10 protein-coding genes are annotated in these 13,528 nt (G+C 44.0%); 7 read left to right on the top strand and 3 right to left on the bottom strand.

The window, feature by feature from the left end; genetic code table 11:
- The first annotated feature begins 37 nt into the window (after window positions 1-37).
- Complete coding sequence (locus HMPREF0671_RS00150; protein WP_036895982.1) at window positions 38-2,071, top strand: M13 family metallopeptidase; 2,034 nt, start codon at window positions 38-40, stop codon at window positions 2,069-2,071.
- A 254-nt stretch (window positions 2,072-2,325) separates the two neighbouring features.
- On the opposite strand, the gene HMPREF0671_RS00145 is transcribed toward HMPREF0671_RS00150, so the two are convergent.
- Window positions 2,326-3,804, bottom strand: coding sequence for an alkaline phosphatase family protein (locus HMPREF0671_RS00145; RefSeq protein WP_036895981.1), 1,479 nt, complete (start codon window positions 3,802-3,804; stop codon window positions 2,326-2,328).
- 542 nt (window positions 3,805-4,346) lie between these two features.
- On the opposite strand from HMPREF0671_RS00145, the gene metA reads away from it, so the two are divergent.
- Genes metA through HMPREF0671_RS00125 form a run of 3 tightly spaced genes read left to right on the top strand, consistent with a single transcriptional unit; the run spans window position 4,347 to window position 8,120 of the window.
- Window positions 4,347-5,264 (top strand): homoserine O-succinyltransferase, encoded by a 918-nt coding sequence (metA, locus tag HMPREF0671_RS00135; protein WP_036895803.1) that lies wholly within the window; start codon window positions 4,347-4,349, stop codon window positions 5,262-5,264.
- A gap of 8 nt (window positions 5,265-5,272) precedes the next feature.
- Window positions 5,273-7,123, top strand: coding sequence for a U32 family peptidase (locus tag HMPREF0671_RS00130; RefSeq protein ID WP_036895980.1), 1,851 nt, complete (start codon window positions 5,273-5,275; stop codon window positions 7,121-7,123).
- Window positions 7,113-8,120, top strand: coding sequence for a hypothetical protein (locus HMPREF0671_RS00125; protein ID WP_036895801.1), 1,008 nt, complete (start codon window positions 7,113-7,115; stop codon window positions 8,118-8,120). The genes HMPREF0671_RS00130 and HMPREF0671_RS00125 overlap by 11 nt, the downstream gene beginning before the upstream one ends.
- 13 nt (window positions 8,121-8,133) lie before the next feature.
- Here the strand turns inward: HMPREF0671_RS00125 and HMPREF0671_RS00120 are convergent, their stop codons facing one another.
- Window positions 8,134-8,787, bottom strand: coding sequence for a hypothetical protein (locus tag HMPREF0671_RS00120; protein ID WP_052052700.1), 654 nt, complete (start codon window positions 8,785-8,787; stop codon window positions 8,134-8,136).
- Between the two features lie 191 nt (window positions 8,788-8,978).
- On the opposite strand from HMPREF0671_RS00120, the gene HMPREF0671_RS00110 reads away from it, so the two are divergent.
- Entirely contained in the window at window positions 8,979-10,427 is a 1,449-nt protein-coding gene (locus HMPREF0671_RS00110; RefSeq protein ID WP_197421713.1) for a hypothetical protein, read from the top strand.
- Window positions 10,424-10,939, top strand: coding sequence for a DUF6646 family protein (locus HMPREF0671_RS00105; protein ID WP_036895794.1), 516 nt, complete (start codon window positions 10,424-10,426; stop codon window positions 10,937-10,939). Before HMPREF0671_RS00110 ends, HMPREF0671_RS00105 begins: the two co-directional genes overlap by 4 nt.
- Window positions 10,940-11,215: 276 nt before the next feature.
- Here HMPREF0671_RS00105 and HMPREF0671_RS00100 read toward each other — a convergent pair whose 3' ends face one another.
- On the bottom strand, window positions 11,216-12,739 hold the full coding sequence (locus HMPREF0671_RS00100) for a DUF438 domain-containing protein (RefSeq protein WP_036895977.1): 1,524 nt from the start codon (window positions 12,737-12,739) through the stop codon (window positions 11,216-11,218).
- Between the two features lie 197 nt (window positions 12,740-12,936).
- On the opposite strand from HMPREF0671_RS00100, the gene HMPREF0671_RS00095 reads away from it, so the two are divergent.
- On the top strand, window positions 12,937-13,527 hold the full coding sequence (locus HMPREF0671_RS00095; protein ID WP_232223141.1) for a Tat pathway signal sequence: 591 nt from the start codon (window positions 12,937-12,939) through the stop codon (window positions 13,525-13,527).
- Window position 13,528 lies beyond the last annotated feature (1 nt).

Genomic DNA, 13,528 nt, shown 5'->3' with positions numbered 1-13,528 from the left:
GATTAACGAATATATCAATAATCCAAATAACGAAATGATGAATTTAAAAACGATTGTTCCCATGTTGGCTTTCGTGGCCATGCCCGAATTGAGTATGGCACAGAATGCTACGGGACTTAAAGCAGCCAATCTTGACAAGACCGTGCGTCCTGCCGACGATTTCTATGAGTTTGCAACAGGTGGTTGGCAGAAGAATAATCCACTGCCGGCAGCCTATAGTCGTTACGGAAGTTTCGACAAGTTGCAAGAAGATAACAACAAACGTATCAACTCTATCTTGGATGAACTCCTCAAGAAAAAGTTCAAGCAGGGTACTACTGAGCAGAAGTTGAGCGATCTTTATAAGCTGGCTATGGACTCTGTTCGTCGTAACAAAGAGGGCGTTAGTCCTGTGATGCCCCGTATGAAGGAGTTTGAAAGTGCCAAGACTATTGCCGATTTGAAGGCTTTGCAACTCAAGTATGCTACTTTCGGATATGGTGTTCCATTCAGTACATGGTTTGGTGCTGATGACAAAAATGCCAAGATGAATATTCTGAGCATCTATCAGGGTGGTCTTACTTTGGGTCAGAAAGATTATTATGTAGACAACGATGCGGCCACAGCCGATATTCGTGAAGCTTATAAGAAGCACATTGTGCGTATGTTCCAGCTCTTCGGATTCTCTCAGACAGAAGCCGAAAGTCGCCGAGATGCTATCATGCGTTTTGAAACGGCAGTGGCTTTGATATCCAAAAGTAATACAGAACTGCGCGATCCACAGGCTAATTACAATAAGATGACATTAGCCGAGTTCAAGGAAAACTATCCCGGTATCGATTTGGAAGCCATGTCTAAGGCTCGTGGTGTGAAGGTCGACTATATCCAAGAGATGGTTGTAGGACAGCCAGCATTCATGGCCGGCGTCGATAAATTGACCGCAGTGCTCTCTGCCGACGACCTTCGTGCCCTCATGGAGTGGGATCTTATTCAATCGTCAGCTTCTTATTTGAGCGACGAGGTGATTGCTGCCAATTTCGATTTCTTTGGTAAAACCATGCGTGGACGTAAGGTTGATTATCCTCGTTGGAAGAAAGCTACTAATCAAGTAGAGAGTGTTCTGGGCGAGGCGTTGGGTAAAATGTATGCTGAGCGTTACTTCCCGGAATCAAGCAAGAAGCGTATGAAGGAACTTGTTCGCAACTTACAAATCTCTCTCGGACAGCGTATAGATGCACAAACTTGGATGAGCGACACAACAAAGGCTGCTGCTCATGAAAAGTTGGATGCCTTCTATGTGAAGATAGGTTATCCTGATAAGTGGGAAGATATGTCAAGATTGATCATTGATCCGGCTAAGTCTTACTACGAAAATATGATGGCTTGTACCGAATTTTGGAGTGTTCGCCATATCGAAAAGAGAGCCGGCAAACCGGTAGACCGTGACGAATGGGGTATGACTCCGCAGACAGTGAATGCTTATTACAATCCTACGACTAACGAGATTTGCTTCCCCGCTGGTATTTTGCAGTATCCGTTCTTCGATCCTAAGGCCGATGATGCCTTTAATTATGGTGCTATCGGGGTGGTTATCGGTCATGAGATGACTCACGGATTCGATGATCAGGGACGTCAATATGATAAGGATGGTAATATGAAAGACTGGTGGACAGCCAGCGATGCAGCCAATTTCAAGGAGCGTACAGATAAGTATGCCGACTTCTTTAGCAATATTAATGTGTTGCCAGACCTTAAAGGTAACGGTCGATTAACATTGGGTGAGAACCTTGCAGACCACGGAGGCCTTCAGTTAGCTTACTATGCTTACAAGAATGCTACAGCCAAGAAGCCTTTGAAAACTAAAGAAGGATTCACCGCAGATCAACGTTTCTTCATTGCTTATGCCGGTGTATGGGGACAGAATATCACTGAGAAAGAAATTCGTAACCGTGTGAAGAGCGATCCTCACTCACTGGGCGAATGGCGTGTAAATGGTGCTCTTCCTCATATTGATGCTTGGTATAAGGCTTTCGATGTGAAGCAGGGAGATAAGATGTTTATCCCTGAAAGCGAGCGTTTGCAGCTTTGGTAAGATATACCTACTATAATATAGCTCAAGTATGACATGTTCGGGAGTCATCAGGAGTTAGTAGAAGTAAAAGCCTCAAAAAGCCTTGGAGTAAACAGACAAATGTCTATTAACTCCCCTTTGTAACTCCAACGCCTGACAGGCGTTTTACTCCAAATAATGCTGAAGTTGAGCATGATAGCGAAACTTCAACAATATAATAAAACCGACATCCCTTGTTGAGATGCCGGTTTTATTCTTTATATACCGTAAGATTCTTATTCTACAACTTTCAATATAGCGTTGCCAACACAAGCATTAGGCATTTGTATGTGAAGCATCTGGCAGACAGTGGGTGCAATATCGGTGATATAGGTCGGCGTAGAGGTCTGGCCATGTTTCACGTTCCATCCCATGAATACAAGTGGAATGTGGGAATCGTAGGGATTCCATGCACTGTGTGACGTACCGATGTAGTCGGCTGCAACCTTGAAAGGTAGCATGTTAGGACGTTGGATAACTAATAGCTCACCACTTCTACCGCGGCAATAGCCATTAATAGCACGTTCGCGCACAATGGAATTGATAGGAGCTGAGGCAATGTTATCCATATCTACCACATATACAAATTGTGAATCGGCCTTCAAATAGTCTACTGCTGCAGCCTTAACAGCCTTTTCGTCAAGGCCGGCTTTCTTGGTAACATCGTGGTTTAGATACATCGCTGTGGAGTAAATGTCGTTGAAGAGGTCGGCTACACCGAATTTCTGTTGCAGATGATTGTTGAGTGCTGTCATGGTAGCTTTATAATCCCAACCACCAGCAGGAATGTTGTGACTGCGTGATACGTTTGGATTGTGAGCACCGGCATGGTCGGCCGAGAGGAAGAAGAGGTAGTTGCCACGACCAATTTTGCGGTCTAGATAATTGAAAAACTCTGCTAAATCCCTGTCTAAGCGCATATAGACATCGTGGTTTTCCTTGCCACGTGTGCCGTATTTATGCCCGATGATGTCGGTCGATGATACACTTATGCAGAGCATATCGGTCTGTCCACGCATACCCATCTGCTCGTTTTTGATGGTAGCTTCGGCCATTTTGAACGTACTGGTCACTCCATCGGGAATGCCGGTAATGTCTACATCCTTAGCCGGGCGGTTGGCCTTGTTGAACTTTTCTACCCATGCTGGCAGTTGCTTCATATAATAGGTGCTGGTGATATAGCCTCTAGAGCTGTGGTCCCACCAATAAGCGGCATCGGCAGCATGACCGGCTGGGAATATGGAAGCGCGGTCTTTGAGTGCTACGCCTATCACTTTCGACTTGGCATCGGTAGCCATTTTGAGCATGTCTCCGATAGTTGTAGCCCACATATTGCGTGGCGACATCATCCCTTCCTTGCTATTGCTACCCACGGTTTGCACAGTTTTGTCTTCGCAACAATACACTTTTTTATTACCTAGATGGAAGTTGTTGCCGGCAATACCATGAAGAGCAGGCACAGAACCGGTATAGATGGATGTATGGCCAATGGCTGTTACTGTCGGGATATAGTTTATCATAGTGTTTTCGCAACTAAACCCTTCGTTGAGCAAGCGCTTCAATCCGCCCTTACCATATTGGTCGTAATAATAGTAAAGGTAGTCCCACCGCATTTGATCGATAGCAAGTCCCACCACAAGTTTCGGTCGTGCAGGTTGTGCCAACAATAGAAGTGTGGCGCAACATGCTAATAATAAAATAGATAGTCTTTTCATTTGATATTGATTTTTAGAATTACTGATAATCATGATATGTTTACAAAGGAAGTGCAAACGAGCGCAATGAAAATGTATTCTCAGATTGTCGAGTGCAGTCTTTGCTTCTACAAAGATAGTTATATTTTGTTTTTGTCCAATACATAGCTTCTGTTTTTCATATTTTCAATTCTCTATTGAGGTGAAACATTAGCACGGTGCAGTCAAAGATTGTTGCTTCCAGCATATGGTGTTTGCTGTCAATCAAGGCGATGGAGCATCCAATGAGTGGCTCGAACCAGTCTCCCTCTCCTTGCGAGAGGGACGGGGTGAGGTTACTGCAAGGCTACGGCAGGACTGCTGGCAAGTCGAGGCAGTCTTGCTGTTTGGTTTTTGCAGCATCGCTGATGTGCCTCTGCAACGAAGTAATGGATAAGTTACTAAGTAGACTAGTAAATGAGTTTGGATTGTAATATGCGCTTTCAGATGCTGCAATTTTATTTGGTTATATCTATGAATAGCACTATCTTTGCGAGGAGTTTTATAGATTGAAAGGAACATAAATGCCGTTACGATTACCAGACAGACTGCCTGCGATAGAGATATTAAAGCAAGAAAATATCTTTGTGATGGATGAGACGCGTGCGCACAATCAGGAAATCAGACCTCTAAAGATTGTGGTACTCAACTTGATGCCGCTCAAGATAACGACCGAGACCGATTTAGTCAGGTTGCTATCAAACACACCTTTGCAGCTTGAAATCTACTTCATGAAGTTGAAAAGTCATACTCCGAAGAATACGCCGGTGGAACATATGATGATGTTTTATCGTGATTTTGAAGCTCTGTCTCGTGAGAAGTTCGACGGAATGATAATTACCGGAGCACCCATTGAAACCATGCCTTATGAGGAAGTAGAGTATTGGCCGGAAATAATTCGTATCTTTAATTGGGCTCGTACGCATGTTACGAGTACGCTATACCTATGTTGGGGGGCAATGGCAGGGCTATACCATTTCTACGATGTGCCCAAATATGGGTTGGATAAGAAAATGTTCGGTATCTTCAAACAGAAGACTATAGCACCGCAATTGCCTATCTTTAGAGGCTTCGATGAAGAATTTAACATGCCTCAAAGCAGACATACAGAAGTGCATCGTGAAGATATAGAGAAGCATCCCGAACTGGATATTATCGCGGAATCGGCCGAGAGTGGAGTTAGTGTGGTGATGGCGCGTGGCGGACGGGAATTCTTTATCACCGGACATTTGGAATATGCACCCGACACTTTGGACAAAGAATATAAGCGAGATAAGAATATTCGAGATGATGTAGAGTTACCCCGGAATTATTATCATGATGATAATCCGGCACTAGAGCCTATTGTGAGCTGGCGTGCACATGCCAACTTGTTCTATAACAATTGGATAAATTATTACGTATATCAGGAGACTCCTTATAATATAGACGATATTCGCTGATGGAAAAAATACGTACGTTGGAACTCTTGGCACCTGCTAAGAACTTGGAGTGTGGCTTGGCTGCCATTGCACATGGGGCCGATGCCGTCTATATCGGAGCCACTCACTTCGGTGCGAGGGTTGCTGCCGGCAATGCTATAGACGATATTGCACAATTATGTAGGTATGCCCATCAGTTTGGGGTACGTATTTATGTGACAGTCAACACCATTATTTATGAACAGGAATTAGCCGATACAAAGTCGCTTATCCGCGAATTGGCTCGTATTGGAGTAGATGCTGTCTTGGTGCAAGATATGGGAATGGTAGAGATGTTCCGACAATTACATGAGGAAGAACCCGATTTGAGGTTGCCGGCATTGCATGCCAGTACACAATGTGATACTCGTACGGCCGAGAAGGTGAAGTGGTTGCAGGCTATTGGGTTCGAGCGTGCGGTGCTAGCACGCGAACTTTCGGTGGCCGAAATAGTCTCTATTCATGAACAGAATCCCGATGTAGAGTTGGAAGTCTTTGTACATGGTGCGTTGTGTGTGAGTTATTCGGGTGTTTGTTATGCCTCTCAACATTGTTTTAATCGTAGTGCTAATCGTGGCGAATGTGCACAATTTTGTCGTATGAAGTTTGATTTGGTAGATGCGACAGGTCGTGAGATAGAGCATCAGCGGTATTTGTTGTCGCTTAAAGATATGTGCCAAATCGAGCAACTTGAACCTTTGGCTGAAGCTGGTGCATGCTCGTTTAAGATAGAAGGACGCTTGAAAGATGTGGGATATGTAAAGAATGTGGTCTCTGCCTATAGCAAACGACTCAATCAATTGGTACAGAAATATCCTGAAAAGTATTGTAGGGCGTCAAGAGGTGAGGTGAGTTACAACTTTGAGCCCAACTTACAAAAGACTTTTAATCGTGGTTTTACCAACTATTTCTTGAATGGCCGAAAGTCTGCTATAGCTAGTTTTGATACGCCCAAAGCTATGGGGGAGTTTGTCGGGACGGTGAAAGAAATACGTCATAACAGCTTCAATGTGGCTGGAACGGCCAACTTTGCCAATGGAGACGGATTCTGTTTCATCAATACGAATAGGGAATTGGAAGGTTTCCGAGTAAATCGAGCAGAGGGAAACAGGCTTTACCCGTTGAAGATGCCGACTCATTTAAAGCCCGGAATGCGGTTGTATCGCAACAACGACGTGGTATTTGAGAAGACATTATCGGGACAAACAGCCGAGCGGAAAATCAAAATAAAGATGTCGTTTGGACTTACTGAGAATGGTTTCTCGTTGATGGCCGAAGGTAAAACCGTTACAGTAGACTTCGCACATCAGGAGGCTCAGAAGCCACAACGAGATAATATTATTCGTCAACTATCCAAGTTAGGCAATACACCCTATCTTTGTGATGAGGTGACAGTGGCCGATGGAGTCGATCGTTACTTCTTGCCTTCGAGTGTATTAACTGATATGCGTAGGCAATTGGTAGAACAGTTATCAGTTGCCGAAGTGCCGATTGCTGCAAAAAATAAGAAAAAGCAAGAAGTAGGAATAGGCTCTTTGGCGTGGACACCGGAATATAAGAAGCATTTATATTTATATAATGTGAGCAACCACTTGGCTCAACAATTTTATGAAAAGCAAGGAATGACAAGGGTAGGGAAGGCCTTTGAAGTGGAGCCAAAGTCCAATGCGCTGATCATGCAATGCCGTCATTGCATTCGTTTCTCGCTTGGTTATTGTGTCAAGCATGGCGGACGAAAACCCGAATGGAAAGAACCGCTCAAGTTGGTGTTGGGAGATGGCCGACGGTTTGAGTTGGAGTTTAATTGTAAGGAATGCCAAATGAACATCTATGCAGAATAAATCGGTACATCGAATCATTGCCAGTGTATTACCATTATTATTGATAATGATGGTCTCTTCGTGCTATCATAAGAAGAGAACTAAGCCCGATGCAATGGTACAATACAGTGCGCGACAACTGGATTCGCTCTCTTTTCAGAGCACACACCACTATACCAACAACTATAACTTCGTAGTTAAGAGCGATTCTATCGTCTTGATACAGCAGCAACCTGAAGAGTCTATGTCCGATTTGATGACAGATTCAGTGGTCGTATATAAGCATGACCATTTGGTTGTAGCTGATATTCGGGTGCTGCCGAATGATTCTGTCGACTCGGTATGGGTACAGTTGGCACGTGATCAGAATACGTTTGGATGGATACATGAGTCGAAACTCATGCCAAAGGTGGTGCCCGATGATCCCATTTCACAATTTATCTCCACTTTTTCCGATGTCCATTTGCTCATATTCTTGGTCGTCATCAGTATCATCGGAGTCGTTTATTGGTTGCGGAGGATACTTCGTCAGCGAGCACGTATCGTACATTTGCGTGATATTAATTCGTTTTATCCTACATTGTTGACACTTGTTGTGGCTACAGCTGCGACTCTGTATGCAAGTATTCAACTCTTTGCGCCCGATACATGGAGGCATTTCTATTTCCATCCCACGTTGAATCCATTCTCTGTTCCGCCTATCCTTGGCATCTTTCTTGCTTTGGTTTGGGCCATGTTGATAGTGGGATTGGCTGCTTTTGACGATACTCGTCACCAGTTAAAGTTTGGAGCTGCGCTCACATATCTAAGTGGATTGGCTGCAGTTTGTGCTGCCGATTACATCGTGTTTAGCATTACTACCTTATATTATATAGGCTATCCACTGCTTGTACTATACTTCTATTTCGCCCTCAAATGCTATTTGAAGACGGGATATGTGCGTTATACGTGCGGGAATTGTGGTGCTCTGATGTCGAAGAAAGGGCGCTGTCCGTCTTGTGGAGCGATGAATAATTGATATTATTTTGGCTTTAAGGCTTGCTTAAAGGGTAGTTGTATTGGTCGAAATACTGGAAGTCTTTGTTGTTGTAATGCGCTCCTTCCACATTCACTTGGATAGAAATGTTTGGATTGATGTTGTATTTCACAGCTGCTCCAACTACATCTGCGTCACCGGTAAACATTCCCATGCCGCCCATGGGACCATGATACCAATAGCCGGGATGGTAGAATGAAGAGTAACGATTACCATAATTGTTGGCTATATTCTTCTTTGCATACACCCAAGCTTCCCAATGTTCGTTGAAACGGTAGCCTAATGCAGCATAAAGAGCCCCATCTCTATAGGAGTCGCTACCCCAGTTGATGTTCTGAACATAGCCTCCTGCTGCCAGCCAAAGTTTATTATTCTTGGTCAGCGGAGTCAGGTAAGTTGCACTCAAGCTTTGTGTGAAGCCTCCACGATGGGGTACATTTTTGCCAAAAGTAGCAAAAGCGGAAAGGCCTAATTGGACGTTCAGTCCCTTATGGAGGCCCCACCCATAATAATGATAAGGTGTCATGGCGTATGACATTGGTACAGGCGGCTGCAGCACGGTGGCTGTGGTGTCTGCGGTCTGTTGGGCTTTGCTAATAGTACAAAGTCCAAGTAGGATAGTTACTATGAGTACCTTTCTTTTCATCATGGGCAAAGTTAGACTTTTAGAAAATAAAAACCAAGACCTACAAACAACTTTAGTGATAATTTGCACTTATTTGGAACTAATCATACGACATTTAGATGAAGATGTAAATTATTGTTTTAGAATTGCTTGGATGCAATTCTTTTATTTCCTATATTTGCCAATGAAATTTATAACTAAATCAAAGTGTAGACATGAAAAAGGTTTTATTGTTGATGTGTATGGTGCTGTTTGGCTCCTTGGGCTGTAGCTTTGCGCAAATAACAGGGCGTTTGGAGTTCAGCGCAAAAGATGATTATGAAGACGAGAACATTGTCCCGATGGAGGATAAGGGATTGATGGTACAGTCTTTTGCCAAAGATTCTAAAGATGGGAAGCGATTTTTTAAGATGCAATTTTTCTCTACAGCAATGAAGCCAATCAGCACTGATTCGCTGTTGGTAGATAAGCGTATGTACATCCACTCTAATATATTTGATGCCGGAACTCTCTATACGGTGTTGAGAGAACGTAGTGGTGAATTTGCCATCTTGGCTTTTGATGCTAAAACGCGTAAGGTTAAAATGACTGAAGGTGAGTATGCTAAGAAGGGTACCATGCGTAATATACAGATTGTCGACGGCTATGCGGTGTTCAGTTCTACCGTGAAGAAACTGGAGCGTGTGGGTATTATCGATATGAAGACGGGTGATTGCAAGTATGCCGATATTCACTTTGAGGGAGTAAAAGACAAGAATGTGTTTATCTTGGAGACGCAGGTGATAGATGGAATCGTCTATGCTTTCGTGCGTGCGGAACGCGAAGTGTATCTTTCACGTATCGATATGCAAGGTAAACAGTTGGGTGCTACGCTGCTTACAAAGGATATCGACCAAGAGCTAGTGTCTGCTTCTATCTCGAAAGTCGGTAACAAATACTTTGTTACAGGAACCTATGCTACGAAGAAAGTGGGCTCGCAGGGTATCTATTTCGGTGAGCTGAAGGACTGGAATTTTAGCTTCTTGAAGTTCTATAACTATCTTGATTTGAAGCATTTTGCTGATTATATGAGTGAAAGGGCTCAGAAAAAGATAGAACGAAAGAAAGAGAAGAAAGCTAAAGAGGGTAAGGAATATACGCGGAACTACTTCATGGCATCGCACAAGATTATGAGCGATGGGAAGGATTATTTCTATCTTGGTGAGGCTTATTACCCCACTTATCGAATGGTGATGATTGGTAGGACATGGGTTCGAGAGTTCGATGGCTATGCCTATACGCATGCTATTCTTGTGAAATTCAATCCTCAAGGTGATGTGGTGTGGGATAATAGCTTTGAGATGGCACCTCGTACCAAACCATATTACGTCAAGAGATTTATTTCGACTAGTCTGAGTGATGCCGGAGCTAAGATGCTATTTGCTGATAAGAAACGCATTGTGATGAAGCTGTTTAATAACCAAACCGGTGCGGTAGTCAAAGATCGTACGGAGGAAGTCATCGAAACCGACAATGAAGACGAAAAAGTAAAGAAGGGCAAATATGCTAATTCGAGTCACTGGTATGGCGACAACTTCTTGGTATACGGCACACATGTGGTTAAAAATACGCAGACCGGGGATCGTCGTAAGGTTGTTTACGTGAATAAATACACCATCAAATGAGAACTTGGTATAGATATATAGCTTTCATCATACTGCTTTTAGGAATCTCGATTTCTGCATCTGCCCAAGCCTATGATGGCGATTTGGACAGAAAGATTTCGGCCGGTTATCTCAATGTAGGTGGCCGTTCGGGTGTAGAATTGTGCTATGATTGGGGCATGAGTGATTGGGTATCAGTGGGTATGAAAGGCTCTGTGTTGTTTATAGGAAAGTCTGAATCTGACGACGAACCAGACTTTGTTAATGGTGTTGACCTGTCTTTTCCTGTCGATATACATTGGGACGATGCACTCAAGCTGCCTTCCACAATCGATTTCTATACCGGTGTGGGCATAGGGTCTCGTGTATTTGATGTGCACAGTGGGCTTCGTTATAGTCTCAATGAAACTTTTGGACTGTATGCACAAGCGCAATATAATATACTAAGAACGTTTGAGCGCATAACTGATTTTCCAAGTTTATATACGCGTAAGATACAAGTTTCTTTGGGATTGACTATCAATATAGATTAAGAAGAATAAGGACTGAATGTCCAAAAACAGTGAGGGAGCTATGCCGGATGCTTGGTAGCAAATGGCAAAGCCCCCTCTTTTTGTTTTTATCATTTCTTATATCGTAATCTCGGCTAGGTCGTCTTGTTGCCCCGAATCGTTAATTCGTCAGCTTGTCAGCGCGTCTGTTAATTCTCTGCAGAGCCTTGGCAGCATCGCCGTCTAGCCTTGGCGGCATTGCTGTCAGGCTCTTGCAATGACGCTGCATGGCCTTTGCAGCCGACCAAGTGTGAGAAACTATTGTTTCAATTCGCTTGTGAGACGTTCCAATTGGGCTATCAAGTAGTCTAGTTTCAGACCCGAACGGTCGCTCATCATCTGTACATCGGCCTTGGCGGCGATAATCTTTCCGAGCGGCGAACTGAGCATTTTGAACTCCGGTGCAATCTCCGGTAAGCGTTTTTTCAAGCCGGGATACTGTTTCAGCAGGTCTTTGAGTCTGGTTTTGCGAGTGATTTCGTCCACCCCTTCTGTGTCGTCTGCCTCATCTTCCACGGTTTGTGTAGTAGGTTCAGGCGTCTCTCCGGCCCATGTAAGCAGTGTCTGAGAACCCTCGAGCGAGCGTATGTGCGTGCAGTCTTGCATCATCTCTAGCACGCCACGAAACATTCCTTCTTTGTCTCTCACAGCTATGTATATGATGTAGATAAACAAATCGGGCTTGTTAATCCAAAACTCTGCGCGGTCTTGCTCGCCGCTCCGCAACTTGTCTATCACCTCTCTTACGATGTGGGCACTCTTGCGTGGATGGCAATTCATCACTTCTCGGCCTATCACATTCTTACTTCTAGGGAATATGCGGTGGTCGGTGTCCGAGTAGAAACAAACCAATTCGTTCTCGTCGACAAACGATATGTCGATGGGCAAATGCTTATAGATGAGGTTGATTTGGTCGAGTGTGAGCTTTCCGGTAGTCACGTCAAGCTTGTCATTACTCCCCGAATTGTAGCCATATTTGCCCAAGAGTTGCTGTAACTCGGCTGCGAATCCGTCGGCAGCGGCGTGTCTCGGCTCTGCTTTTGCAGTAGGATGTTCCACTTGGAAGAATGCAAACCCAATCTCTTGGTCGCCCTCTTTCATCTCTTCGAACTCTGTTTCGGTAATCAGAGCCTGCGAAGTGGGGTAGAGGATGGCCTCTTCTTTCTCCATCAAGTCGCGACAATGGTCGATGAGCGTGCGCTGCAGTGCGATGAATTTATCCTCGTCTGTTTCGTTAAGGAGCTTCTGTGAGTCGCGTATCTCGTCTCTTACGATATCGTCGAAGTTCCACATGGTGGTTGTAGGGCGTGTGAATCCCTTCTTCTCCAACATCGGGTAGAGCTGGTTTTGTTTACGTTTGTAGTGAATAGGGTACTGCCCTATCCGGTCGTAAAGTTCCAGCCATTGGTTCTTAATCATCGGATATTGAATCAAATCTTCTACAGCCAAGAGTAGTTTGCGCATCTCGTCGTTCTCCCGATAGTAGTGCATGAGCGGATGAGAAGGTGGAAGTTTGGGGCGCGAAGTGTCAAGGATGCCATCTAGTAGTTGCAGTGTCATGCGCATATCCACGCGTACGCATTCGTCATCGTCGGCTTCCATCATGTTCTGTTCTACGAAGGCGATGTGGTAAGGGCGTATTTTACCCACGCGCAAAGCCAGTTCTTTTCTAGCCTCTTCGAGCGATAATGCACCGGTTTCGTATTTCTCCTCGATGTCGAGCAACGCCTTCATCCTTTCTTGTTCAATCTCCGGAAGATGTTCTTTCATTGAATTTGCCATACGGTTATATTCCTTTTTTTGACGTTTATGATGTTTGATGATGCAAATATAAGTATAAAGTTGGATAGGAATGAGTAACAAATGTGACTCCGAGGTGTTAAATTTATACAAATGAAGTTTTTCCTAATAAAATTGAATAAGTTTGGTGTATCAGGTGGATTTTGCTATTTTTGCCCAACTAACTAATAAGCATAACAATGATGAAGAAAACAGTGATGGGATTTTTAGCAGCACTTTTACTGATTGGTATGCCGGTGCATGCACAGAATACGACGCAGAAGGAGAACTTTGGTAAGAAGGTTTCAAAGTTCTGGAAGAAAACAAAGACGACAATGGTAAATGCCGGACACGAGTTGGGTGACGCCATTGGATTTGATGATAGAGTGGATAAAGATGCTGATTTGAAGGAAATTGATGGCGTAAAATATATGCCAATCTATACCACCGACCTCTTTGCGAAGGGTAATCCCAGTGATGATAAGACCTTGATAGACTTGTCAACGGCTGCCTTTAAGAAGAAATATCCCAATGCAACAATTGTTAGCGCTGTCGTTCCACAGATGGAATGGTTGAATACGGCGGTAAAAGAAGGAGGCAAGATAACGGGATATCGCAAGCGTGCTTATTGTTATGTACTGGCTAAGGATGGCACTGATGGCTATATCAATGCACGTTTCTTCTTTATGTCGTACCGTAAAGCAGGTGAAAAATATATTGAGAGTAGCAGTTGGCCTAAGTGGGAACGCACCGATATTGTGCCTGTAAGTGCTTATGAAAAACTAAAATAGA

Origin of the sequence: Prevotella sp. S7 MS 2 (assembly GCF_000762865.1) — a bacterium.
Classification (GTDB): Bacteria; Bacteroidota; Bacteroidia; order Bacteroidales; family Bacteroidaceae; genus Prevotella.
The sequence above is the reverse complement of the archived record's forward strand: the minus strand, read 5'-3'. Positions and strand labels throughout refer to the sequence as shown.

Coding starts and splice junctions, on each gene's coding strand:
- HMPREF0671_RS00100 (WP_036895977.1), bottom strand. CDS start 12,739: ATGGCAAATTCAATGAAAGAACATCTTCCGGAGATTGAACAAGAAAGG.
- HMPREF0671_RS00120 (WP_052052700.1), bottom strand. CDS start 8,787: ATGATGAAAAGAAAGGTACTCATAGTAACTATCCTACTTGGACTTTGT.
- HMPREF0671_RS00125 (WP_036895801.1), top strand. CDS start 7,113: ATGCAGAATAAATCGGTACATCGAATCATTGCCAGTGTATTACCATTA.
- HMPREF0671_RS00095 (WP_232223141.1), top strand. CDS start 12,937: ATGATGAAGAAAACAGTGATGGGATTTTTAGCAGCACTTTTACTGATT.
- HMPREF0671_RS00110 (WP_197421713.1), top strand. CDS start 8,979: ATGAAAAAGGTTTTATTGTTGATGTGTATGGTGCTGTTTGGCTCCTTG.
- metA (WP_036895803.1), top strand. CDS start 4,347: ATGCCGTTACGATTACCAGACAGACTGCCTGCGATAGAGATATTAAAG.
- HMPREF0671_RS00150 (WP_036895982.1), top strand. CDS start 38: ATGAATTTAAAAACGATTGTTCCCATGTTGGCTTTCGTGGCCATGCCC.
- HMPREF0671_RS00145 (WP_036895981.1), bottom strand. CDS start 3,804: ATGAAAAGACTATCTATTTTATTATTAGCATGTTGCGCCACACTTCTA.
- HMPREF0671_RS00105 (WP_036895794.1), top strand. CDS start 10,424: ATGAGAACTTGGTATAGATATATAGCTTTCATCATACTGCTTTTAGGA.